At 71.5% G+C, this 21,237-nt stretch carries 19 protein-coding genes, 1 tRNA gene and 1 pseudogene; 15 read left to right on the top strand and 6 right to left on the bottom strand.

Features of this window, described 5'->3' with window-relative positions; genetic code table 11:
• Positions 1–136 precede the first annotated feature (136 nt).
• Positions 137–1,219 (bottom strand): ADP-ribosylglycohydrolase family protein, encoded by a 1,083-nt coding sequence (locus ABT340_RS10600; protein WP_352010445.1) that lies wholly within the window; start codon positions 1,217–1,219, stop codon positions 137–139.
• A gap of 450 nt (positions 1,220–1,669) precedes the next feature.
• Here ABT340_RS10600 and ABT340_RS10605 point away from each other — a divergent pair, with 450 nt between their 5' ends.
• From ABT340_RS10605 to ABT340_RS10655, 11 genes are all read left to right on the top strand, one after another.
• Positions 1,670–2,716: an ABC transporter substrate-binding protein gene (locus ABT340_RS10605; RefSeq protein ID WP_352010446.1), complete on the top strand. Its 1,047-nt coding sequence runs from the start codon at positions 1,670–1,672 to the stop codon at positions 2,714–2,716.
• Entirely contained in the window at positions 2,713–3,555 is an 843-nt protein-coding gene (locus tag ABT340_RS10610; protein ID WP_352010447.1) for an ABC transporter permease, read from the top strand. The genes ABT340_RS10605 and ABT340_RS10610 overlap by 4 nt, the downstream gene beginning before the upstream one ends.
• Complete coding sequence (locus ABT340_RS10615; protein WP_352010448.1) at positions 3,552–4,256, top strand: ABC transporter ATP-binding protein; 705 nt, start codon at positions 3,552–3,554, stop codon at positions 4,254–4,256. The genes ABT340_RS10610 and ABT340_RS10615 overlap by 4 nt, the downstream gene beginning before the upstream one ends.
• 29 nt (positions 4,257–4,285) lie before the next feature.
• Entirely contained in the window at positions 4,286–5,374 is a 1,089-nt protein-coding gene (locus ABT340_RS10620) for an ABC transporter substrate-binding protein (RefSeq protein ID WP_352010449.1), read from the top strand.
• Positions 5,371–6,339, top strand: coding sequence for an LLM class flavin-dependent oxidoreductase (locus ABT340_RS10625; RefSeq protein ID WP_352010450.1), 969 nt, complete (start codon positions 5,371–5,373; stop codon positions 6,337–6,339). The genes ABT340_RS10620 and ABT340_RS10625 overlap by 4 nt, the downstream gene beginning before the upstream one ends.
• Positions 6,329–7,480, top strand: coding sequence for an LLM class flavin-dependent oxidoreductase (locus tag ABT340_RS10630; RefSeq protein WP_352010451.1), 1,152 nt, complete (start codon positions 6,329–6,331; stop codon positions 7,478–7,480). Before ABT340_RS10625 ends, ABT340_RS10630 begins: the two co-directional genes overlap by 11 nt.
• Positions 7,477–8,379 carry an aliphatic sulfonate ABC transporter substrate-binding protein gene (locus ABT340_RS10635; RefSeq protein ID WP_352010452.1) on the top strand — a complete coding sequence of 301 codons (903 nt, stop codon included), beginning with the start codon at positions 7,477–7,479 and terminating at the stop codon, positions 8,377–8,379. Before ABT340_RS10630 ends, ABT340_RS10635 begins: the two co-directional genes overlap by 4 nt.
• Positions 8,380–8,575: 196 nt before the next feature.
• On the top strand, positions 8,576–10,852 hold the full coding sequence (locus ABT340_RS10640) for a catalase (protein WP_352010453.1): 2,277 nt from the start codon (positions 8,576–8,578) through the stop codon (positions 10,850–10,852).
• 111 nt (positions 10,853–10,963) lie between these two features.
• Entirely contained in the window at positions 10,964–11,707 is a 744-nt protein-coding gene (locus tag ABT340_RS10645; protein WP_352010454.1) for a class I SAM-dependent DNA methyltransferase, read from the top strand.
• The gene (locus ABT340_RS10650; RefSeq protein WP_352010455.1) at positions 11,707–12,699 is read left to right on the top strand and encodes an iron-containing redox enzyme family protein; all 993 of its coding nucleotides are present in this window, start codon (positions 11,707–11,709) and stop codon (positions 12,697–12,699) included. Before ABT340_RS10645 ends, ABT340_RS10650 begins: the two co-directional genes overlap by 1 nt.
• The gene (locus tag ABT340_RS10655) at positions 12,696–13,784 is read left to right on the top strand and encodes a glycosyltransferase family 2 protein (protein ID WP_352010456.1); all 1,089 of its coding nucleotides are present in this window, start codon (positions 12,696–12,698) and stop codon (positions 13,782–13,784) included. The genes ABT340_RS10650 and ABT340_RS10655 overlap by 4 nt, the downstream gene beginning before the upstream one ends.
• Here ABT340_RS10655 and ABT340_RS10660 read toward each other — a convergent pair.
• Positions 13,748–13,870: pseudogene (locus tag ABT340_RS10660) on the bottom strand (hypothetical protein); the annotation flags it as partial. The gene ABT340_RS10655 and the pseudogene ABT340_RS10660 overlap by 37 nt on opposite strands.
• An 82-nt stretch (positions 13,871–13,952) precedes the next feature.
• On the opposite strand from ABT340_RS10660, the gene ABT340_RS10665 reads away from it, so the two are divergent.
• Positions 13,953–14,435: a metallophosphoesterase family protein gene (locus ABT340_RS10665; protein WP_352010457.1), complete on the top strand. Its 483-nt coding sequence runs from the start codon at positions 13,953–13,955 to the stop codon at positions 14,433–14,435.
• A 62-nt stretch (positions 14,436–14,497) separates the two neighbouring features.
• Here ABT340_RS10665 and ABT340_RS10670 read toward each other — a convergent pair whose 3' ends face one another.
• Both ABT340_RS10670 and secA2 read right to left on the bottom strand, forming a co-directional pair.
• Complete coding sequence (locus tag ABT340_RS10670) at positions 14,498–15,301, bottom strand: helix-turn-helix domain-containing protein (RefSeq protein ID WP_352010458.1); 804 nt, start codon at positions 15,299–15,301, stop codon at positions 14,498–14,500.
• 65 nt (positions 15,302–15,366) lie between these two features.
• Positions 15,367–17,577 carry an accessory Sec system translocase SecA2 gene (secA2, locus tag ABT340_RS10675; RefSeq protein ID WP_502992475.1) on the bottom strand — a complete coding sequence of 737 codons (2,211 nt, stop codon included), beginning with the start codon at positions 17,575–17,577 and terminating at the stop codon, positions 15,367–15,369.
• Between the two features lie 169 nt (positions 17,578–17,746).
• On the opposite strand from secA2, the gene ABT340_RS10680 reads away from it, so the two are divergent.
• A complete protein-coding gene (locus ABT340_RS10680; RefSeq protein ID WP_352010459.1) occupies positions 17,747–18,106 on the top strand; it encodes a VOC family protein in 360 nt (119 codons plus the stop codon).
• A 252-nt stretch (positions 18,107–18,358) separates the two neighbouring features.
• A complete protein-coding gene (locus ABT340_RS10685) occupies positions 18,359–19,222 on the top strand; it encodes a DMT family transporter (RefSeq protein WP_352010460.1) in 864 nt (287 codons plus the stop codon).
• On the opposite strand, the gene ABT340_RS10690 is transcribed toward ABT340_RS10685, so the two are convergent.
• A complete protein-coding gene (locus tag ABT340_RS10690; RefSeq protein WP_352010461.1) occupies positions 19,219–20,352 on the bottom strand; it encodes an FAD-dependent monooxygenase in 1,134 nt (377 codons plus the stop codon). The two genes, ABT340_RS10685 and ABT340_RS10690, sit on opposite strands and share 4 nt — an antisense overlap.
• An 89-nt stretch (positions 20,353–20,441) precedes the next feature.
• Here ABT340_RS10690 and ABT340_RS10695 point away from each other — a divergent pair, with 89 nt between their 5' ends.
• Positions 20,442–21,023 (top strand): TetR/AcrR family transcriptional regulator, encoded by a 582-nt coding sequence (locus ABT340_RS10695; RefSeq protein WP_352010462.1) that lies wholly within the window; start codon positions 20,442–20,444, stop codon positions 21,021–21,023.
• Between the two features lie 3 nt (positions 21,024–21,026).
• On the opposite strand, the gene ABT340_RS10700 is transcribed toward ABT340_RS10695, so the two are convergent.
• Positions 21,027–21,109 (bottom strand) — tRNA-OTHER (locus ABT340_RS10700).
• Positions 21,110–21,237 lie beyond the last annotated feature (128 nt).

Consider the following 21,237-nt stretch of genomic DNA (forward strand, 5'->3'; position numbering starts at 1 on the left):
TCGATCTCCCCAACGTCCCCCGAGTTTCACATGATCCATTCGGACTCGCAATGGACCTCGCCGATGGCTTTTCCTGACGGCCCGGCAGAAATCCCGCCGGATGGGTAAGATGGATGGCTTTTTTCAGGCGACCGTGTCAGTCGAGGGGATACCGCTCCGCCCAGGAGTCGTTCACCGGGGGCTCCCCGGCCGTCCAGGCCGCGAAGTCGTCGGCGATTTCGGTGATGGTCTCGCGGCCTTCGAGGTCGGCGAGCCAGTCGGCGGGCAGGGCCCGCTGCCCGTGCAGGGCGCCCAGGAGGTTTCCGCAGACGGCGCCGGTCGAGTCGCTGTCGCCGGAGTGGTTGACCGCGAGCAGCAGCGCCTGCCGCAGTTCGCCCGGCCAGGGGTGGGCCAGCGCGCAGTAGACCGCGATGGCCAGCGCCTCCTCGGCGACCCAGGCCCCGCCGAGCGACTCGACTCGTTCCGGGCTCGGGTCACCCTGGGCGGCGAGGCGGACGGCGGCGCGCAGGGCCAGGCTCGTCTCCTCGTGGGAGGGGTAGTCCGTCAGCAGGTCGGCGGCCCCCCGTACGGCCTGGGCCAGCGGCTCACCGGCCAGCGCGAGATGGATCATGGCGGCGAAGGCGCCCGCCGCGAGATAGCCGGTCGGATGGCCGTGGGTGATCTGCGCGCACCGGGCCGCGAGTTCGAAGGCGTGCCGGGCGTCCGGCGCGCCGTACCCGAAGGGGGCCGAGCGCATGACCGTGCCGCAGCCCTTCGAGCCGGGGTTGACCGGTCCCGGCTCGCCGAAGGGCGCCGGGGCCGCGGGGCCGTACGTGAGGCCGGACAGGCACGCGTTGCCCGGGGCCCGCCGCGCGTAGAGCCAGCCCTGCTCCCGCAGCCGGCCCGTTCCGTGCGGCCGGTCCCGCTGGGGCGCCGGGTACCGCTGGGTGTCCAGCCAGCGCAGGTAGGCGTGCCGTACGGCGGGGACGTCTCCGCCGCGGATCAGGCCCTCGACGGTGAACAGCGTCATCTGCGTGTCGTCGGTGACCAGGCCGATCCTGCCGCGGTGGTCGGGGACCAGGCCGGTCACCCCCGCGAAGCCGTACCGGCCCCGGATGTCGGTGATCGAGTCGAACTCGACGGGCGCGCCGAGCGCGTCACCCAGGGCACCGCCGAGCAGGCTGCCCCGCACGCGGCTGCGGTGGTCGGCGAGGTCGTCGGTGGAACGTCGCACGGTCATGATCCTCCTGCTCCCATGGGCCCGTAACTCTACGGGCTCTCCGCTGACCTCGGCCGATGCCTCCGGCCCGGCGGGAGCTTGGCTTCCCATGATGTGGCCTCCGCGCCTTGATGATCGAGATCCTGGCATCAGGAGGCTGGAAGTCATGACATTTCCGATCCCATGATGTGGGATACGGGTTGACGTGGATTAAACCTACCTGAAATATAGGAAATGTGTCGCGAGTACCCCTGACCCTCCGGCGGGTCGTCGATCTCATGCGCCTGGACAGCAGCCTCTGTCCGTGACGCGCTCCGTCCTCCACGTTGAGCCTGTCGACCTCTCCTCCTCCCGTCTCCGTGCGCCCACGCCCGTATGTCCGAGGGCCGCCGTTCCCGTGCGCCGGACACGTGTGTCTCCCCATATCCCGACCTTTCTCGTCTTCTCGACCTTCCAAAGGGGCCAGTCATCATGCGGACATCTCCTCCACGGACGCGCGCCGCGCTCGTGCTCGCGGCGCTGTCACTCACCGCCCTCACCGCCGCCTGCGGGGGAACCGGCTCGGGAGGTACGGCGGTCGCGGCCGCCGGGAACCCGGCGGGCAAGGACGGCGGAGCCGTACTCAGGATCAAGGACCCGGGCAACGCGGGACCGCTGGCGGTGGCCAAGAAGGAGGGAATCCTGGAGAGGCGGCTGGCCGAGGTCGGGGCGAAGGTGGAGTGGGGCGGCTCCTACGCCTCCTTCACGGCCACCGTGGACGCCGTCCGCTCCGGCTCGATCAACGTGCTCGAAGGGGCGATCTCCCCGGTCCTCGGCTACCTCGTCAGCAGCAAGGACATCAAGATCTTCGCCTTCACCGACCCGGAGACCGACGCCGCCGCGCCGCAGACCGACGGCCTCGTCGTCAGGCCGGACAGCCCCATCAGGACCGTCAAGGACCTGGTCGGCAAGCAGGTCGCCGTCAACAAGGGCGGACGTGGGGAGTACCTCCTGCTGCTCGCCCTCCAGGAGGCCGGGATCCCCGCCGACCAGGTCAAACGGGTCTACCTCAACCCCGACCAGGGCGCCTCCGCCTTCGCCACCGGCAAGGTCGACGCCTGGTGGGCGATCGTGCGGGCCTACCCCGAGGCGGTCGCCAAGGGGGCGCGGGTCGTCGTGCACGGCCGTGACCTGCCGGACAAGGACCTGAACATGCAGGCCGCCAGGACCGAACTGCTCACCGAGCACCCCGAGGTCGTCCGGGTCTACCTCAAGGTCCTGCAGGAGCTCACCGAGGAGGCCAGGCGCGACCCGGGTAAATTCCAGAACGTCTTCCTCACCCAGGGACCGACCGCCCTGTCCGGCGCCCGTCTTGAGGAGGAGAACGCCAAGTCCCGGTACGCCAACGTGCCGCGCTTCGCCACCCCCGCCGACGCCTCCTACGTGGCCGACGTGGCCTCGGTCTTCCAGAGGTACGGCGTGCTGCCGGGCGCGATCGACCCCAAAGCCGTGATCTTCGACCTCAAGCCCGCGTCATGACGCTGGAGAAGATCCCCACGGCCACACGGCTGTCCCCGCTCGAACCGCCCCGCTACCTGGGCTCCCGCAGACGCGCCCCCGGGCTGTCCGTCCCGCTGCGCCTGCTGGTCCCGCTGGTACTGCTGGCCGCCTGGTGGTACGGCACGGCCGGTGGCCTCATCTCCCCGGAGATCCTCGCCGGACCGGGAGCCGTCGTCGGGGCGCTCGGCGAGCTGGCCGCCACCGGGCAGCTCGGCGACTACCTGCTCGCCTCCGCACGGCGGGCCGGGCTCGGCGTGCTGGCCGGTGGGGGCGTCGGCCTCCTGCTCGGCGTGGTCGCCGGACTGTCCGTCCTGGGGGAGGAACTGGTCGATCCGACCATGCAGATGAAGCGGGCCGTGCCGTTCCTGGCCCTGGTCCCGCTGTTCATCTCCTGGTTCGGCGTCGAGGAGACGTTCAAGGTGGTCCTGATCGCGGTCGCCGCGGCCGGCCCCATGTACGCCTACACCTATCTCGGCGTCCGCGGCGTGGACCGGAAGGTCGTCGAGGCCGCCAGGGGCTTCGGGCTCACCGGGGCGGGACTCGCCTTCGGCGTGATCATCCCGACCGCGCTGCCCAGCGTCCTGATGGCCCTGCGCGTGTGCCTCTCGGTCTCGCTCACCGGCCTGATCGCGGCCGAGCAGATCGGCGCGACCGAGGGGATCGGCTACCTCGTCACGCTCGCCCAGCAGTACTACCGCACCGACTACATGGTCCTGTGCGTCGTGATCTACGCCGTGCTGGGCCTGCTGATCGACCTGGTCATCCGGGCCGTCGAACGGGTCGCCATGCCCTGGCGCGGGCAGGTGACGGCCCGATGAGCACCACCGCCGTGGACATCAGGGGGCTGCGCAAGGCCTTCGGCGCCAAGACCGTCCTGGACGGGATCGACCTGGAGATCGGGCGGGGGGAGTTCTTCGTCCTGCTCGGGCCGAGCGGCACGGGAAAGACCACGCTGCTGCGCATCCTGGCCGGTCTCGAACTCCCCGACTCGGGAACCGTCCTGGCGCCGCGGCGCCGTACGACCGTCTACCAGGAGCCGCGCCTGGTCCAGGCCCGCAGGGTGCTCGCCAACGTCGTCCTCGGGCTGCCCAGGTCGGCGCGCGAGGCCGGGCTCGCCGCGCTTGAGGAGGTCGGCCTCGCCGGGTACGGCGGGGCGTGGCCCGCGACCCTGTCCGGCGGGGAGGCGCAGCGGGTCGCCCTGGCCAGGGCCCTGGTCCGCGACCCGGAGCTGCTGCTGCTCGACGAGCCGTTCGCCGCGCTCGACGCGCTGACCCGCCTGCAGATGCAGGAACTGGTCGCCGAGCTGTGCGAACGGCACCGGCCCGCCGTCGTGCTCGTCACCCACGACGTCGACGAGGCCGTACGGCTGGCGGACCGGGTCGTGGTGCTGCGGGACGGCGCCTTCGCGGTCGAGCAGCCGATCGACCTGCCCCATCCGCGTGACCGCAACGACCCGGCGTTCCTCGCCCACCGGCGGCTGTTCCTGTCCCATCTCGGCGTCGCCGCCGCCGCGCACTGACCACCCGAAGAACAGTACGGAGGACTCGCATGTCCGCGATCGACAAGATCTGGTTCACCCGTTGCCCGGTTCCCACCGCGAGCGGGCTGGCCTACAACCTGGGCTGGCTCGACGAGGAGTTCGGCGAGGTCGGCGTCCTGCAGGACGCGGGCCCCGAGCTGTCGGAACACCACTTCGACCACCGGCTCCTCGGGCTGTTCCGGGAGGGCGGGAACGTCCCCGCGCTGGCCGCCCGCTCGGAGGGGGCCCCGACCCGCCTGATCGGGCTGACCTGGATCGAGGAGTGGCAGTCGATCCTGGTCCGCCCCGACTCGGGGATCACCGACGCGGCCGGGCTGCGCGGTGCCCGCGTCGCGCTGCCGAGGTGGGCCGAGACGCGCGCCAGGAGCTTCCCCAGGGCGATGGCGCTGCACGGGTTCAAGGGGGCGCTGTCCCAGGCCGGGCTCGGCTTCGACGACGTGACGTTCGTCGAGGTCGGCCAGCCGAGGTCCGACGTCGGGCGGGGCGCCGCGGAACGGGCCTGGTCCTGGCCGGGCATCGAGGAACTGGCCGCGGGCGAGGTCGACGCGATCTACGTCAAGGGCGCCCGCTCCGCCGACCAGGCCAGGGAGATCGGCGCCGTCGTCGCCGTCGACCTGGACGCCGCGGAGGACCGCCGTACCCGCGTCAACAACGGCACCCCCAGGCCCATCACCGTGCACGAGGACCTGCTCGCCGAGCACCCGGACCTGGTCGTCGCCTTCCTGGCCCAGACGCTGCGGGCCGCGGACTGGGCGGCGGACAACCTGGAGGCCGTACGCGGCATCCTGGCCGCGGAGACCCGCTCGGAGGCGGACGGCGTCGCCACCGCCTACCGGGGCGACTTCCACCGTGGCCTCCACCCGGACCTGTCGCCGGAGCGGCTCACGCTGCTGGGGCGGCAGAAGGACTTCCTGCTGCTGCACGGCTTCCTCGCCGCCGACGTCGACCTCGACGCCTGGACGGCCCACGAGCCACTGGCCGCGGCGCGGGAACTGCTCGCCGGGCGGCGCTCCGACGGCCTTTGGACGGACGCGCCCGGCGAGGTGACGGCCCGGTTCGGCGGCGCGTTCATCGGGGAACGGCTGGCGGTCCGATGACCACGTTCCTGATCACACTGCCGACCCGCGACAACGGCGGGCGCGGGGCCAGGGCCGACCTGCCGGGCTTCGTCACCGACCCCAGGGCGCCCTTCGGCCCGTTCGACCACCTGCTGCAGGCGGGCAGGGCCGCGGAGCTGGCGGCCTTCGACGGCGCGCTGCTGCCCTTCGACCCCCGAGGCGAGGAGTCGCTGGTCGCCGCGGGGAGCCTGCTCAGGCAGAGCCGCTGGCTGCGGGTCGCCGCCGGGTTCCACCCCGGCGTCGCGACCCCCGTCTACGCCGCCAAGGTCTCGGCCTCGCTGCAGCGCTTCTCCGGCGACCGGCTCGACTGGCGGGTCGTCGTCGACCTCGACCCCGAGGTCGCCAGGGCGCAGGGCGACTTCCTCGAAGGGGCGGACCGCTACGCGCGGGCCGAGGAGTTCCTCACCGTCGCCAAGGGGGTCTGGACGCAGGAGGGCTACGGCTACGAGGGACGTTTCTACCAGGTGCTCGCCGGAGGCTTCCTGTCGCCGCTCGCCGGCAGGGCCTTCCCCAGGGTCCACCTGTCGGGGACCTCTCCGCAGGCCCTCGAACTGTCCGCGCGCCACGCCGACGTGCACGTCTTCGACCCCGGCGACGACTTCGAGGCCTCCGGCCTCCAGGGCGTCACCTACGGCCTGCGCCTCCCGGTGCTGGCCCGCGACGACGACGCCGAGGCCTGGCGGGCGGCACGCCGCCTGTGGCTGCGCGGCGGCGGCACCGAGGACACCCTGCCCGAACCCGACCCGGAGACCCGGCTGTGGAACGGCTTCCCCGGCCCCGGCCTCGTCGGCTCCTACGAGAGCGTGGCGGCCGGGATCAGGGACTACGCGGACCGGGGGATCGGCGCCTTCGTCCTTGAGGCGACGCCGTACGTCGAGGAGACCTATCGGCTCGGGGAGCGGCTGCTGCCGCTGCTGGTCAAGGAGAACAGCCATGTCCGTTGACATCTACTGGCGGATCGGCACGCACGGCGACCAGCCCTCGCTGCGCAGGAGGGTCGCCAGCCGGGGGGAGTGGGCCCCGGTCGTGCCGGGCAGCCTGGCCCCGGGAGTGCGGGACGGGCGGCGTGACGGCTACAGCTACGTCGAGCACATGGGGGACGTCGCCAGGGCCTCCGAGGTCTCCGGCTTCGTCGGCGGGCTGCTGCCCTCCTTCCCCAACACCGACGACCCGTGGGCGACGGCGGCGACGCTGGCCAGGGAGACGACGACCTACCGGTTCATGATCGCCTTCCAGCCGGGCTTCCTCCACCCGGTGCAGGCCGCGCGCATGTCGGCGAGCCTCCAGCGCGCGACGGGCGGGCGGGTCGTCTACAACGTCATCTCCGGTGGCGGCGGCCCCGACCAGCTCTGGTGGGGCGACAAGGTCGCCCACGACGACCGCTACGCGCGGACCTCGGAGTTCCTCGACGTGCTCAGGGGCGTCTGGGACGGCGGGCCGTACGACTTCGAGGGACGTTTCTACCGGGTCAGGGGCGCCGGGCTGCCCGAGGAGCTGACCGGGCAGCCGTTCCCCGAGATCTACTTCTCCGGGTCGTCGAAGGCGGCCATCGACGCCGCCGGGCGGCACGCGGACTACTACCTGTCGTGGCTGGAGCCCTTCCACGCGTTGAGCGAGAAGTTCGACCAGGTCAGGGCCAACAGCGACCGCACACCCAAGTTCGCCGTCCGCATCGACGTGCTCGCCCGCGAGACCGAGGAGGAGGCCTGGGAGGAGATCCGCAGAGGCTGGGACAACATCGACCCGTCGGTGCTCCGCGGCGCGACCGGCGACTCCATCGGCTGGCAGCGCAGCCAGTCGTTCGTCACCGGCGCGGTCAACGGCCACCGCGACCTTGAGGTCACCCCCAACGTGTGGGGCGGCTTCCACCTGCTGCGGGGCGGGCCCGCCTTCGGGCTCGTCGGCAGCTACGAGCAGGTCGCGGAACGGCTCGACGAACTGGTCAATCTTGGCGTCGGCGCGTTCATCCTCGCCGGCGTGCCCCATCTGGAGGAGGCCTACCGCGTCGGCGAGAACGTTCTGCCGCTGCTGCGTGGCCGTGACCTCCGCGTCGCATCACCCCTACTGGAAGGAACACCCTCATGAGCGTCCGCGTCGGCTACTTCCCGCACAACAACTCGCTGTGGGTCCTGCGTCACCGGGGCATTCTGGAGCGCGCGATCCCCGACGTCGAGTGGGTCGACCTGCGCGACCTCCCGGCCGGTGACAGGACGGACCCGACCAAGGGCCTGCCCTCGGTCCACGGCGACCACCTCTTCGACGGCGGCTACGACTTCATCGGCACCGGTTCGACGCCGCCGGTCACCGCCCAGGGCAAGGGCCACGACGTGGTCTACGTGGCCGTCTCCGGCTCCCGTCACGAGAACGGCAGGCTGGTGGTGAAGGAGGACTCCCCGATCACCTCCCTTGCGGACCTGAAGGGTAGGAGGGTCGCGCTCGGGCACGGCTCCTGGCAGACGACGTTGCTGCTGTTCGCCCTCGACAAGGCCGGGCTGACCTGGAAGGACATCGTCCCCGTCGACGCCGGGGTGGACGCGGGCGAGTTGTTCCTCAACGGGGAGGTCGACGCCTGGGTCGGCTCCTACCCCTCGCTCAGCAAGGTCGAGGCGCAGGCGCCGGTCCGTGAGCTGGTCGCCACCGACGGGCTGTTCAGCCACCGTTCGCTCTGGTTCACCCGGCGTGACTTCGCCGAGAAGCACCCCGAGCAGCTCGCCGCGATCGTCGCGGCCCTGCAGGAGTCCGACGCCTGGATCACCGAGAACCATCGTGAGGCGGCCGGGCTGTTCGCCGCCGACGACGGCGGTGACCTCGACCACTGGGAGAACGCCCTGCGCAAGCGTCCCTTCGGGCTGCACCCGGTGACCGAGGAGTTCGTCGCCGAGCAGCAGCGCGCCGCCGACCTCTTCCACGCCAACGGCCTCATCGACCGGAAGATCACCGTCGCGGACGCCGTCGACCCGGAGATCGCCAAGCTGCTCCGGTGACAGCAGGGGAAAGGCCCCTCCGAGAACTCGGAGGGGCCTTTCCCTGAATGGTTCTGTCAGGATTTTTCCGTCTTCCCGAGTGTCGTCGCTTTGAGCACCCGAACAGGGGTATGGCGTACCGCCACCGGGTCTCCGCGGCCCGACCGGCGCCTGGTCCTCACCCGAGGAACCGCCACCGCAGCTCAAGGAGAGAACGATGGAGAAGTCCAACCCGGTCAAGGGTGTCATTGACAAGATCACTGACAAACTGTCAGACCATTCAGCGGAGATTCCCGGCCGCCCGGGAAGCGAGCCGCCGTCGGTCGACGAGCCGACCGAGCCCAGGGGGCCGCTCAGGCCCAAGCCCGACCAGCGCGGCCCCGACCCGTACAGCCCCACCGGACAGGAAGAGGACGTGACGCCCGAGGAGCGGGCACAGGGCGGTGACCGCCTCACCACGGCCCAGGGGCTGCGCCTGGCCGACACCGACCACTCGCTCAAGGCCGGTCCCCGAGGGCCGGTGCTGCTGCAGGACCACCACCTGCGCGAGAAGGTCATGCAATTCGACCACGAGCGCATCCCCGAGCGCGTCGTGCACGCCCGCGGCGCCGCCGCGCACGGCGTCTTCCGGTCGTACGGCACCGCGGCCTCGGTGACCAGGGCCGCCTTCCTCGCCAAGGACGTCGAGACGCCGGTCTTCGTGCGGTTCTCCACGGTCCTCGGATCGAGGGGCTCGGCCGACACGGTGCGCGACACCCGGGGCTTCGCCACGAAGTTCTACACCGACGAGGGCGTCTTCGACCTGGTCGGCAACAACATCCCGGTGTTCTTCATCCAGGACGCGATCAAGTTCCCCGACGTCATCCACGCGGCCAAGCCGCATCCGGACCGGGAGATCCCCCAGGCGCAGAGCGCGCACGACACGTTCTGGGACTTCGTCTCCCTGCACACCGAGGCCACCCACCACACGCTGTGGAACATGTCCGACCGTGGCATCCCCCGCTCCTACCGGACCATGGAGGGTTTCGGCGTCCACACCTTCCGGCTGGTCGACGAGGAGGGGGCGACGACGCTGGTGAAGTTCCACTGGAAGCCCAAGGCCGGAGTGCACTCCCTGGTGTGGGAGGAGGCGCAGCTGATCGGCGGCGCCGACCCGGACTTCCACCGGCGTGACCTCGCCGACGCGATCGAGGCCGGTGCCCACCCGCAGTGGGAGCTGGGCATCCAGGTCCTCCCCGACACCCCGGAGCAGACGTTCGAGGGCATCGACCTGCTGGACCCGACGAAGATCGTCCCTGAGGAACTGGCGCCGGTCCAGCCGATCGGCCTGCTCACCCTCAACGCCAACCCGGTGAACTACTTCGCCGAGACCGAACAGGTCGCCTTCCACGTCGGTCACCTGGTGCCCGGCATCGACGTCACCGACGACCCGCTGCTCGCCGGGCGGCTGTTCTCCTACCTGGACACGCAGATCACCCGGCTGGGCGGTCCCAACTTCGGGCAGATCCCGATCAACCGCACGCACGCCCCCGTCAACGACATGCTGCGCGACGGCTTCCACCAGGACGCCGTGCACGCGGGCGTGGCGCCGTACAAGCCGAACTCGCTGGACGGCGGCTGCCCCTTCTTCGCGGGGGCGCACGAGGGGGGATACGTGGAGACGCCCGTTCGGGTGGCCGCGGCACGGAAGGTGCGTGAGGCTCCGGCGTCGTTCGCCGACCACTTCAGCCAGCCTCGCCTGTTCTGGCTGAGCCTGAGCCCGGTCGAACGCGAGCACGTCATCGCCGCCTACACCTTCGAGCTCGGCAAGGTCTACGAGCAGGCGATCAAGGAGCGCAACCTGCGTGTTCTCGCCGAGATCGACCCCTACCTGTGCGAGCAGGTGGCGCAGGGCCTCGGCCTGCCCGTTCCGAAACCGGTCAACTCCCTGCCGGCCGTCGATCCGAGCCCGGCCCTGTCCCAGGTGGGCAGGACCTGGCCGACCACCGGCCGGATCATCGGCATCGTCGCCGACGGCCACGGCGACCTGGCGACGGTCGAGGCCGTCCGCCAGGCGGTCCTGGACGGCGGCATGGTGCCGCTGGTCATCGCCCCGGCCGGTGGCGTGTTCGGCGCGGACGGCGACGGCCCCGTAACGGTGCAGCGCACGTTCGTCACCGCCAGGTCCGTCGAGTTCGACGCCCTGCTGCTGGCCGGAACCCCGGCGCGGGGCAAGGACGCGGACGGCGCCAGGGACGCCAAGGCCGGGAACGGCACCGCGGGGGCGCCCACCGACCCGCGGGTGCTGCTCATGCTCGGTGAGGCGTTCCGGCACGCCAAGCCGATCGGCGGCTGGGCGGACGCCGTACAGGCGCTCACCGCCGCCGGGATCGATCCGGCGGCGCCCGGCGTTGTCGTCGGGGACGGCGGCGAGGCGGTGCTGGCGGAGGTCGTCCGCCTGCTGGGCGGGCACCGGGTCTGGGAACGCTTCCCCGTCCCGGTCGAACCCGTCTGATCCGCCACGCCACGAGGCCGGACCTTGGGGACCCCGAGGTCCGGCCTGTCGTTTTCCCAGGTCAAAGAGGGGGCAGCCTCTAGGCGAGGGAACGGGGGTCCCATGGCGCAGATGTTCGATCCGTCCGCGTACGGCCGTGCCGTCGCCGACGTCTACGACGGCGTCTACGGGACGACCATTCCCGACACCGAGTCCGCGGTGAACCGGCTGGCGGAACTCGCCGACGGGGGGCCGGTCCTGGAGTTCGGCGTCGGCACGGGACGGCTGGCGCTGCCGCTCGCGGCGCGGGGACTGGTCGTCGCGGGCGTGGACGGCTCGGCGGAGATGGTGCGGCGGTTACGTGCCAAGCCCGGCGGTGACCGTGTCCCGGTGACGCTGGGAGACTTCGCCACGACCCGGGTCGAGGGCGAGTTCGGCCTGGTCGTCCTGGCGATCAACACGATCTTCGCGTTGCCCTCGCAGGAGGCGCAGGTCGCCTGCTTCCGCAACGCGGCCGCCCACCTGCGCCCGGGGGGCCGGTTCGTGGTCGAGGCGTGGGTCCCCGATCCCGGGGCGTTCAGGGACGGCACGGCGTTGCGTCTGCTGTCGCTGAGCGAGGAGAGGGTGCTGGTCGAGGCGGCGCGGCTGTCGGCCGCCGACCAGATGATGTACACGACGAAGGTCAACCTGACCTCCGACGGACTGAGGTTGCTGCCCGCCAACCACCGCTACGCCTGGCCCGCAGAGCTCGACCTGATGGGGCTGCTCGCCGGCCTGGAACGTGAGCACCGCTGGGCCGGCTGGGACGGCTCTCCCTACACCGACGACAGCCGCTCGCACGTCTCGGTCTACCGCTCGTCCCCGGGGAGGCCGTGATGCGGCTGCCCGCGCCGCGAGGCCCCGTCACCACGGTGCTCTTCGAACGGCTCACCCGCCCGCCCCACCCGTTCGACCCGCCGTCCCTCGGCGTGGAGGACGACGAGGACCTGCAACTCGCGCTCTTCACCTGTTACGAGCTGCACTACCAGGGGTTCGAGGAGGTCGACGACGCCTGGGAGTGGGAGCCGTCGCTGCTGGCGGTCAGGCGGACGCTGGAACGGCGCTTCGAGAAATGGCTCGCGCGGGCCGTACCGCCCCCCACGGCCGGGGAGCCGGAGCGGGTCTGCCGTGCCCTGACCGATCTGGTCGCCGAGGCGGAGGGGCCGCCGCTCGCGGCGTTCCTGGAGAGGAAGGCCGGTCCGGACCAGTTCAGGGAGTTCGTCGTCCACCGCTCGATCTACCACCTGAAGGAGGCCGACCCGCACACCTGGGCGTTGCCCCGGCTGTGCGGCCGCGCCAAGGCGGCCCTGGCGGAGATCCAGGCCGACGAGTACGGCGGAGGCCGCCGGGAGCGGATGCACTCGGAGCTGTTCCGGGCCACGATGCGCGGGCTGGACCTGGACGACTCCTACGGCGCCTACCTCGACCGGGTGCCGGCGATCACGCTGGCGACCGTCAACCTCATGTCGCTGTTCGGCCTGCACCGCGCGCGCCGGGGTGCCCTGCTCGGGCACCTGGCGGTCTTCGAGATGACCTCCTCGCTGCCCAACCTCAGGTACGGCCGGGGCCTGCGGAGACTGGGCGGCGACGCGACGGCCTGCCGCTTCTACGACGAGCACGTGCTGGCCGACGCCGTACACGAGCAGATCGCCGCGCACGACATGTGCGGCGGGCTGGCCGCCACCGAACCCGCCCTGACCGGCGACATACTGTACGGCGCCGCCTGCGCCCTGACCCTCGACCGCCTCTTCGCCGAGCACGTCCTGGACCGCTGGACCCGGGGGACCACGTCGCTGCGCGAGGCGAGCCTGGCGGTGGGGAGCCCGTGACGGACCTGGACTACGTGCTGCCGCTGCGCTGGGAGGATGACTCGGGCCTGACGGAGCTGACCGGCTACCTGCGGTGGCTGGGGAGCCGGGTCCGCGTCATCGTCGTCGACGGCTCCCCGCCCGCGCTCTTCGACCGGCACGCCGCCCGCTGGAACGGCCTCGTCCTGCACGTGCGGCCCGACGCCGACCTCCGCTTCGCCAACGGCAAGGTCAACGGGGTGATCACCGGGATGCGCCTGGCCCGCGCCGAGCACGTGGTCATCGCCGACGACGACGTCCGTTACGGCGCGGCGGAACTGGCCAGGATGGACACCCTGCTGGAGACGGGCGACCTGGTCAGGCCGCAGAACCACTTCGACCCGCTGCCCTGGCACGCCCGCTGGGACACCGCCCGCATGCTGCTCAACCGTGGCTTCGGCGCCGACTACCCGGGCACCTTCGGGGTGCGCCGGTCGGCCTTCCTGAAGATGGGCGGCTACGACGGGGACGTGCTGTTCGAGAACCTGGAACTCATCCGCACGGTCCGCGCCAACGGCGGGCGCGAACACCGCGCGCACGATCTCTACGTCCGCCGTCTGCCGCCCTCCGCCGGGAGGTTCTGGTCCCAGCGCGTACGGCAGGCCTACGACGACCTGGCGCAGCCGCCCCGGATGCTGTTCTTCCTGGCCGTGCTGCCGGTGTCGGCCGTCGCCCTGCTGCGACGCAGGTACGGGGCGGTGCTGACAGGAGCCGCCGTCTGCGTGGGGGTGGCGGAGATCGGCCGCCGCCGGGCGGGTGGCCGGCGGGTCTTCCCCTTCACCGCCTCGTTGTTCGCCCCGGTGTGGGTGCTGGAGCGGGCCGTCTGCAGCTGGCCCGCTCTGGTGGCCCGGTTCCTCTGCGGCGGGATCCCCTACGCGGGGCACCGGATGCTGACCGCCGCGCATCCGGTTCGCGGGCTCGGGGAACGCGCTCAGAGGTCGGGTTCGCTCGTGGCCCGGAACCCGGTGGACTTGTGCGAGCCGTCGCAGAACGGTTTGGCCGAGGAACGCCCGCAGCGGCACAGCGCCACCGTCGCCCGGCCGGGGTCGATGACCTCTCCATCCTGAGTCGTCAGGGTGAACGTCCCCCGGAGCAGCAGTGGCCCGTCCTCACATGGAGTGATTATGGCGGGATAGTCCGTTTTGTGACTCATGGTGGGTTTGTGCCCGGCGAGGCGGGCGGAAAACGCCGCCCTCCGGCGGTGGAAGCGGGTGAGAGGGGGGAAGGGGTGTGGCGTGAAGGTGGTCGTCCTCGCTGACACGCACGCGCCCCGGCGCTGGAAGTCCTGCCCGCCACGGGTGGCGGAGCACTTGCGCGGCGCGGACCTGATCCTGCACGCGGGAGACGTCTGTGTCCCCGGGGTCCTGGACGAGCTGGCCGCCTACGCCCCGGTCCACGTGGTCAAGGGCAACAACGACGGGCCGGACGTACGGGCGCCGGAGACGCTCGAACTCGACCTCGGCGGACTGCGGGTCGCGATGATCCACGACAGCGGCGCGGCCAAGGGGCGGATCGCCCGGATGCGCCGCCGGTTTCCCACCGCCGACCTCGTCGTCTTCGGTCACTCCCACATCCCGTTCGACGAGAGCGAGGGCGGCTTCCGCGTCTTCAACCCCGGCTCGCCCACCGACCGGCGGCGCCAGCCCCACGGCACCGTGGGCCTCCTGCGGATCGAGGACGGCCGTCTCGTCGAGGCCGAGATCGCCCCCGTCACCTGAGAGCCACGGTCCCCGGGGGCCGCGGCACCCGGCCTGCGGGGTCGCGGGCCGTGACCCCGGAGTCAGTCCGGGTGGTGCTGATGTTGCAGGTAGGCGGCCGTCTCCGGGTTGGCGGGGAAGTAGGCCTCGATGGCCAGCTCGGCGACCGTGATGTCGAGCGGCGTGCCGAAGGTGGCCATCGTGCTGAAGAAGGCGAGTTCGCGGTAGCCCCTGCGGATCCTGAGCGGGATCACGATGTGGCCGGGGCCCGGCCGGTCGATCTCGGGCACCGGCTGGTCACAGGGGTAGTCGTCCAGCTCCCGCCAGAGGGCGCCGAGCTCCGGGTCGGCGGTGAGGCTGATCTGACGGCGTAACCGGTGCAGCAGGTGGGCCCGCCACTCGCCCAGGTTGATGATCCGCTGGGACATCCCCTTGGGATGCAGGCTCAGCCGCAGCACGTTGACCGGCGGGACGAGCAGCTCCGGGGCCACGCCGCGCAGCAGCAGCCCGGTCGCGGAGTTGCGGTCGACCACGTTCCAGCGCTGGTCGACGACCACCGCGGGGTACGGCTCGTGCCCGCTCAGCACCTGGCCGAGGGCCTCGCGCACCGAGGCCATCTCCGGAGAGCTGAGCGGTGTCTCCGAGTAGACCGGCGCGAACCCCCCGGACAGCAGCAGGTGGTTGCGCTCGCGCAGCGGCAGGTCGAGCTCCTCGGCCAGGCGCAGGATCATCTCCCGGCTCGGTTTCGAGCGGCCGGTCTCCACGAAGCTCAGGTGCCTGGTGGAGATCTCGGCCTGGAGGGCGAGGTCCATCTGGCTCATCCGCCGTCGTTCCCGCCACTGGCGCAGCAGTTCACCGACTGGGCGGGACACGCTGGTGGTGGTCACAATTAACACGATATCGGGGGCATGTTGGCAAAACCATTACCCACTGCCCCCGGGGGAGAAGCGTGTCAGCGGCGGCGGACCTTGGTGACCAGACGGTTGAGGATGCGCTCCCACTCGGTGCCGAAGGGGTTCTCCTGGACGAGGTAGGTCCAGGTGGCGGTCGGCCGTTTGATGCCCGCCTCCTCGTGGTCGAGACCGTCGGCGGTGATCGTGGCCGCCTCGAACGTCTCGATCGAACGCGACTCGACCTCGGCGAGCATCCGCTCGTAGGCGGGCTTGGCCTCCTTGTTGAACTCGTCGATCGGGCTGAGGCGGCCGAGCGCGCGCAGGTGGATGCCCTCGCGCAGCTCGGCGAGGTAGGCCAGGTGGTCGGCCCACGAACGGTCGAGGTGGAAGAGGACGATCTGCCTGGCGGCCTCCTTCAGCACCTCCTCCCCGACCGTCTCCTCAAGGGAGGACCATCGCTCGGCGGCGGCGGAGGCCAGCGCCTGGGCCGCGGAGTCGCCGTGCAGGACCTTGCCGCGGAGTTCGAGCACCTGGCCCCGGTGCTGTTCGAGCAGCCGGGTGTAGCGCCAGGTGTTGCGGTGGATCTCCATGTCCACCCCCTCGGCGACCCGCTGGGCGTGGCCGACGAGACTGTGGTCGGGCACGCCCCTGGCGTACTCGTCGGCCACGTAGTGGGTGATCAGTTCGTCCTCGCCGCTGACGAAGAAGACCGAGCCGCCGGGGTCGCCCTGCCGCCCGGCCCGGCCGCGGAGCTGGTCGTCCAGGCGGCTGCTGGTCTGCCGCCCGGAACCGATGACGTACAGCCCGCCGAGCTCCTCGACGCCCTCACCGAGGCGGATGTCGGTGCCGCGCCCGGCCATCTGGGTGGAGACCGTGATGGAGCCGCGCTCACCGGCCTTCGCGATGATCGAGGCCTCCTCGGCGTCGTTCTTCGCGTTGAGGACCACGCACTCCAGGCCACGGCCGCTCAGGGTCAGCGAGAGGCGCTCGGACTCGGCGACGTCCAGGGTGCCGATCAGGATCGGCCGCCCGGTCGCGTGCACCTCGACGATCTCCTCGACCAGGGCGCGGTCCTTGTCCATCCGGTACTCGAAGAGCCGGTCGGGGGCGTCGGTCCGCACGCAGGGCCGGTTGGGGGGAACCACGGCGACCTTGAGGTCGTAGAACTCACGGAGCTGGTCGCCGACCGCGACCGCGGTCCCGGTCATGCCGCACCGCTGCGGGTAGCGGGTGATCAGGCCCTGCACGGTGATCGAGTCGAGGATCTCGCCGGTCGCCGAGGGCGGCAGCGCCTCCTTGGCCTCGACCGCCGCCTGCAGGCCGTCCGGCCAGCGCTGCAGCAGCGCGACCCGGCCTCGGGACGGGTTGATCAGGTGCACCTTGCCGTCGCGGATGATGTAGTCGACGTCCTTGGCCAGCAGGGCGTGCGCGTGCAGGGCGAGGTTGACCTCGGTCAGCGTGGCCGGGGTGTCGTAGAGGTCGATCCCGAGCGCCTGCTCGACGGTGTCGATGCCCTTGCTCGTCAGGTGCACGTTGCGCGCCTGGTCGTCGAGCTCGTAGTGGTAACCCCTGACGAGCTGGCGGACCAGCGCCGCCATCTCCGGGACCGCGTTGCCCGGGTCGGTGGCCCCGGCGAGAACCAGCGGCACCCTGGCCTCGTCGACCAGCACCGAGTCGGCCTCGTCGACCAGCGCGACCTCGGGGTCGGGCATGATCAGGTCGGCCGCGTCGACGCGGGTGCGGTCGCGCAGCACGTCGAAGCCGATCTCACTGACCGGGCCGTAGGTCACGTCCTTGGCGTAGGCGTCCCTGCGCTCCTCGTGCGTCGAGGTCTGGCCGATCCAGCCGACCGAGACGCCCAGCGTCTCGTACAGCGGGCCCATCCACTCGGCGTCGCGCTGGGCCAGGTAGTCGTTGACCGAGATCACGTGGACGCGCTTGCCCTGCAGGGCGTATCCGGCGGCGGCCATCGCCCCCGACAGGGTCTTGCCCTCGCCGGTGGCCATCTCGGCGACGTTGCCGGAGAGCATGGCGAGCATGCCGACCAGCTGCACGTCGTACGGCCGCAGCCCCAGGGTCCGCCGCGCGGCCTCCCGGACGATGGCGCAGAACTCGGTCAGGTCGTCGAGCGAGGGCTCGGGCAGCTCGTCGAGTTCGCGAACCCGATCCTCCCTTTTTCCCGCCGCGGCGACGATCCGCTCGAAGGGGGCCAGGTCGATCGACCCGGGACGTTCGAGGAGCCGTCTGATGCGCTGAGTTATCGAGGCCACGTCTCCTCCAACGCCCGTCCCCGGGTTCACGTTCCAACGAGGTTCACAACGAGCCTCACCGTACCGACCGAACGGATCATCGTGTAGCCCGAGGGCGGAACGGCGCGTTCGGGAAAGGATTTCGCAATCCTGACATGAGCTGACAGGTATGGGCGTGACGATGGGCTGCATGACAACGATCGCTCAGCTCATCGCCGTGAACATCGACTGCGCGGAGCCCAGGAAGCTCGCGGAGTTCTACGCGGCGGTCTTCGGTTGCGAGGTCCAGTACGCCGAGGACGACTACGCCGCCGTCGGCGACGGCACGATGACCATCTACTTCCAGCGCAACCCCGACCGCACGCCCGCCGTCTGGCCGGGTCCGGACAAGCAGTTCCATCTGGACGTACGGGTCCCCGACGTGGAACAGGCCGTCAAGGACTACCTGGAGCTCGGGGCGACCAGGCCGGACTTCCAGCCGGGAGGGCACTGGGTCGTCCTGGCCGACCCGGAGGGCCACCTGTTCTGCGTCTGCCCGCCCCAGCAGTAGGTCCGGTGGGCAGTCCGCTCCGGAGCCTTCGCAGGGGAGGGGCCGGAGCGGGCGCCGTACCGGAGGGGCGGGGACAAGGCGGTGCAGGACCGAAAAAATCCGCAGAAAAGCTGACTAGGGCGGATTTTTGTGGCCAAAATCGCTCTTGGCGCACGAGAGAGGCCCCTTACCCGTCCTTGGCGCGCTTTAAGCTTGCGGGATGACCCAAGAATCGCTTCTTTACTCATGTCTGGTCGCTTCCGGTGGGTGGCGATGACCTGGGTCGGTATGTCGATCGCTCTGATCGGCGCGCTCGGCTACGCCCTCGGAGCGGCGCTCCAGCAGTTCGAGGCGGTCTCGGAAGGGGCCTCGCTCAAGCTGATGAGACGGCCCCGCTGGTGGCTCGGCGGAGTGATCGGTTTCACCGGCGCCTGTCTGCACGCGGTCGCGCTGAGCCTCGCGCCGCTGGTCGTGGTGCAGCCGATCAGCGTGGCGACGCTGGTCTTCGCGGTGCCGCTGGCGGCGGTGCTGCACGGCAGGCGCCCGCGCAGGCAGGAGATCCTCGGGTCGATCGCGGTCGCCGTCGGACTGCTCGGCCTGATGCTGCTGGTCCCCGCGCACGCCGGGACACCCCACATGACCAACGGCCAGGCGTTCGGCTTCCTCGCCTGCGTCGGGCTGATCGTGCTGGTCACCCACCTGACCGCGCGCAAGGCCAACGGATCGCTCAAGGCGCTGTTGCTCTCGGTCGGGGCGGGGGCGGTCACCGCCAGCGTCTCCACCTTCGTGCGGGTGGTCGGCGGCGGTCTCGAAGGTGATCTGAGCAGGTTGCTGACCTGGTTCACCGTGGCGATCCCGGTGCTGCTCGTCTGCGCCGTGGTGCTACTGCAGAAGTCCTACGAGGTGGGTTACTTCGGCATCGCCTACGCCGCGGTCCAGGTCGTCGACCCGATCACCTCGATCCTCGCCGGGGCCATCCTGCTGAAGGAGCCCATGCCGACCGGGGCGGCCAACGTGATCCCCGCCCTGCTGGCCGCCGCGGTGCTCATCTGGGGGACCGTCACCCTGGGGCGGCTCTCCCCCGACCACGGCGGCAGCCGTACGGCCGTGCGCGAACCCGCGACGGTCTCCTCCTAGCCCTGGTCGTGCGGGGGCCGCCAGCCGAGGACGTCGTCCATCGCGGCGGTCATCCGCCCGGAGGCGAACCGCCAGGTGAGCGCCGTCGCGGTGTCGCGCAGCCGTACGGCCAGCGGCCCGCGCAGCCGGGTTGCCCGGCAGATCGAGGCGGACCTGGCGGTGATGCGCGCGGTCCGCGCCAGCCTCGCCGAGGTGTAGGCGGCCAGATCCCCGCCCGTGCTCACGACGTGGGCCAGCACGACGGCGTCCTCGATCGCCTGGCAGGCCCCCTGGCCGAGGTTGGGGGTCATCGGGTGGGCGGCGTCGCCGATCAGCGCGATCCTGCCCCGGTGCATCGCGGGCAGCGGGGCCGTCAGGTGGTACACGTCGTTCCTGAGCACGTCCCCGGGCTCGGCGGCGGCGAGCAGTCCGGGGATCGGGGAGTGCCAGCGGCCGAACAGGCGCAGCAGCTCGGCGCGCTGGTCGCCGTCGCCGGTGCCGGCGGGGACCGTGTCGGTCGCGTAGCAGTAGGTCAGTCCGCCCGCCAGCGGCATCACCCCGAAGACCCTGCCCGCGCCCCAGGTCTCCGAGGCCTGGACGGCCCCGCCGCCCGGCACCAGTACCCGCCAGCTGGTGACCCCGGCGTAGCGCGGTGCCGGGTGGCCGGGGAACAGCGTGGCCCTGACGGGGGAGGAGACGCCGTCCGCGGCGACCACCAGGTCCGCGCGCAGGGTCTCCGCCTCGGTGCGCACCTCCCCGCCGGGATCGGCCGCCAGGACCGTGGTGCCCAGCCGTAGGGTGCCGGGGGCGAGGGCGGCGTGCAGCGCGCCGACGAGATCAGCGCGGCGCAGCAGCACCACGGAGTCGCCGTAGCGCGCCGAGGCCTCCTCCTCGGTCGTGCGCGCCAGCCAGCTTCCGTCGGGGCGCCGCAGGCCCAGCTCACCCCTGACCGCCGACAGGCCGCGGACCGTGTCGCCGACGCCGATCGTGTCCAGCGAGCGCAGGGCGTTCGCCGCGACCGCGAGCCCGGAACCGACCGGTTCGAGGGCGGGCGCGCGCTCGCACACCGTCACGTCCCAGCCCCGCCCCTGGAGCGCCGCCGCCGCCGTCAGGCCGCCGATCCCCGCTCCGATCACCACAGCGCGCGCCACGTCGCACTCCTTCACTACAGATGTAGTCACTACAGGCGTAGTGAAGGTTACTCCTCTTCCCGGGGTAACTACAACCGTAGTATTGGACGGTGAAGTCCCAACGCGCCGAGTTGATCGCGGAGACCGCCATCGCCCTGCTGGCCGAACGTGGGATGCGCGGCCTGACCCACCGGGCGGTCGACGAGGAGGCGGGGTTGCCGCCGGGGTCGACCTCCAACCTCGCCCGCACCCGCCTCGCGCTGCTCGAACTGACCCTGGAACGGCTCACCGAGCTGGAGGCCGCCACCTTCGCCGCCCTCCTCGACGCCGCCGGTCCCGGCTCGCCCGAGACGCTCGTCGAGCTGGCCGCCAGGACGCTGTGGGAGCAGCTCACCGCGGGCCGCCACCGGACGATCGCCCGATACGAACTCGCCCTGGAGGCCACCCGGCGTCCCGAACTGCGTGAGGTCTACGACCGGGCGGGCAGCCGCTTCCGCGACCCCGCCGTCGCGGTCCTCGCCGCCGCCGGATCCCCCGACCCGGTACGGCACGGCCGCCAGGTCGTCGCGTTCGGGGAGGGCCTGATGTTCGACACCGTCGCCGGAGCGGGAAGCGAGCCGACCCTCGACGACCTCCGCCTCGGCCTCGCCGAACTGCTACGGGGAATGCTGCCCGGCGAGGGCGGCGGGTGAAGGTACCTGCACCAGGACTCGAACCTGGGACCCGTCAAAGGGGCGCGTTATGAGTGCGGCGCTCTCACCGACTGAGCCATGCAGGCGTGTGTGCCGTACAAGGAGGGTAGCGAGGGCCCAGGCGGGGATTCACCCGGTTTTTCCCGGCGTACCGGGACGTGGGATTCCTCCCCCGCCGGGACGATCGGCCCGTGCGTACGCGCGGTGAGATGCG

The organism is Streptosporangium sp. NPDC000239 (genome assembly GCF_040300765.1).
Lineage (GTDB): Bacteria > Actinomycetota > Actinomycetes > Streptosporangiales > Streptosporangiaceae > Streptosporangium.